Origin of the sequence: Bacteroides sp. D1 (assembly GCF_000157095.2) — a bacterium.
Taxonomy (GTDB): domain Bacteria; phylum Bacteroidota; class Bacteroidia; order Bacteroidales; family Bacteroidaceae; genus Bacteroides; species Bacteroides xylanisolvens.
On the sequence record NZ_JH114339.1, the window covers coordinates 176,930 to 179,343 of the forward strand.

Annotated in this window: 3 protein-coding genes; all 3 read left to right on the forward strand. The window is 44.0% G+C overall.

Features of this window, described 5'->3' with window-relative positions; all coding sequences use genetic code 11:
* Positions 1-199 (forward strand): IS66 family insertion sequence element accessory protein TnpB (gene tnpB / locus BSAG_RS13680; RefSeq protein WP_008997460.1); only part of this gene is annotated, 199 nt, incomplete at its 5' end.
* Between the two features lie 107 nt (positions 200-306).
* Positions 307-1,026, forward strand: a complete 720-nt coding sequence (locus tag BSAG_RS25605; protein WP_008997461.1) for a hypothetical protein — start codon at positions 307-309, stop codon at positions 1,024-1,026.
* On the forward strand, positions 953-2,074 hold the full coding sequence (gene tnpC, locus BSAG_RS25610; RefSeq protein ID WP_232287657.1) for an IS66 family transposase: 1,122 nt from the start codon (positions 953-955) through the stop codon (positions 2,072-2,074). The genes BSAG_RS25605 and tnpC overlap by 74 nt, the downstream gene beginning before the upstream one ends.
* Positions 2,075-2,414: the final 340 nt, after the last annotated feature.

Below are 2,414 nucleotides of genomic sequence, written 5' to 3' on the forward strand. Positions count from 1 at the left end.
CTTTTTGAGTAAGGACCGGCGGAACATCAAAATCCTTCATCATGATACAGGGGGATACGTGCTTTATTGGAAGAAGCTGGACAAAGACCGTTTCCTCCTGCCTGTTTTCTGCAAGGCCAGTCATCGTTATGAAATCGGTTGGGAGAAACTCGTGGTTCTGCTCCAGGGTACTGTCCGCAAAGAATTACTCGTAGGGTAGTACGAGGTTACAGAAGAATCGATTATACAAGGTTATATATTTGATTATCAATATATTAATATATTAAAAGTCTTGCATAAGTCAGCTTTATTTTGTATATTTGCGACATGGAAGACAAGGAAACGATCAACATATTAATCGCCCAGCTACTGTCAAAGGATGATGAGAACCTGCGGCTTCGAAACCTGCTTGATGACTTGCAGCGTGAACAGCAGTCGGGTAATATGCAGATCCTGTCTAAACTTGACAGGGCACTTGAGGAACTGAAAAGCATGAGACATGACAACAAGGCGCTTTCCAACCGTCTTTCTCGGACCCTTGAGGCCAAGTCAGCCGCAGAAGAGAAAATACAGGAGCTTTCCAGTGCCCTTGAAGCGCTCGAGAATACGCGTGCTGATGAGCTTTATGAGATTGCCAGACAGAAACGGCAGTTATACGGGCGTAAATCCGAGAAGAAATCTTCCTTGTCCGCAACGAAGCAAAAAGACCTCAAAGAGGATAAGGATGATTTTGACGGCTCCGCTCCTTCGGCTCCGGTTGAAGACTTGGAGCAGAAAGCTGCGGAATCAGCCTCTTCTGAGGCCGCTCCCCGGCCTGAATCCCCTTCCTGCCGTAAGGATTATGGCAAGCAGTCCACCGGTGCGGAGAATGTGGTGGTACATTACTGTGATGAATCGGATATCCCTTCGGGTGCACGCAAGATAGGCATACGTGAATGGATTCAATACTCGATTCAACATCAAGTGGTCAAACATGTATTCAAACTTGTACGGCTGGTGGATACACAGGGAAACATCTCGAACTATTATCAGCCTACAGACAAATGATACCCGCAGACCGTTTGAGAACGTCCTTGAAGGATATCCTGTGGATTTTGAACTGATGGCCCGCATTTTGGTTGACAAATACCAGTACGGTTTGTCTCTTGAACGGGTCGTAGACCGTCTCAAGGATGCCGGTGCACGTTTCAACACCTCTACCGTTTTGGCCTGGATAAAGAGGCACATGAAGGAGTTGTGCAAGCTTGAGGAACCTTTCCGGCAGTTGCTTCTCACACCCGGAAGCATGCTGTTCAGTGATGAGACTACCGAACAAGTCAGAGTGTACAACCAGCAGAAGGGTAAGTATGAATACCGTAAACAATACATTTGGGGAATAAAGAATCCCGACCGGAAAATAGCTTATTATCTGTATGACAACGGCAGCCGTAGCATGAAGGTCGCCCAAAAGTTCTTCGCAGGCTTCCGGGGAAGTGTCACCACCGACGGCTACAATGTCTATAAAATGTTTGAACGGGAAGATTCCTCAATAACACGGTACGGATGTATGGCACACGTCAGGCGAAAGTTTGTCGATGCATTACAGACCGACCATCGGTCTGCAGATATAATCAACCTGATATCAAACCTATACTGGGTGGAGGCGGATTGCAGAATTAATCTTCTCTCCGAAGATGAACGCAGGATGGAACGTCAGAAGAGGGCAATTCCTATATTGGCAGAAATATGGCAGATGATAAAACCCGTTTTTGATCAAACACGCGGGGATACAGCCAACCTTTTTCTAAAAGCGGTCAGATATGCTGTCAATGAATGGGAAGCAGTATCACGCTATGTGCAAAATGGAAAGGCGGAAATTGATAATAATACGGCCGAGAGGATGATGAAGCCCATTTGTATGGGAAGAAAGAATTATCTGTTTTGCGGATCGGAACTAGGGGCAAAGAATGCTTCTATGTTATACTCAATTATTGAAACATGTAAGATGAATGGATTAAGGCCGGTGAAATATATAGCGGAAATTTTAACTAAATTAACGGCAGGAGAAACAAATTACATGTCACTATTACCTATCAACAATAATAAAGAATACTAATTATTGGATAAAGAGATGCTATATACTCCACTACAGAGTATAGAAAAAGGGACAGCCATACAATGAGTGCTTACTAGTATTAGCCATAAATGGATAAGTTGTTCATTTTATTACCCCCGTACTTATGAATTGTGTCCTACTTTGAAACCAACAGTTTCAAGGTGCGAAACTGTTGGTTCTGCGGTTTGAAACTTTAGTTTCATACGCTTGAAACTCTAGTTCTAATTACTTGAAACCATTGGTTTCTCACCGATGAAACTATAGTTTCCTTTAGCTGGAACTGTAGTTTCAAGCGGAGAAAACTAATTTGCCCCGTAATAGAGTGGTGGCAATCCCGTTT

What these genes read in the sequence shown, in the direction of transcription:
- BSAG_RS25605 (WP_008997461.1), top strand. Translation starts at nt 307, where the DNA reads ATGGAAGACAAGGAAACGATCAACATATTAATCGCCCAGCTACTGTCA.
- tnpC (WP_232287657.1), top strand. Translation starts at nt 953, where the DNA reads ATGTATTCAAACTTGTACGGCTGGTGGATACACAGGGAAACATCTCGA.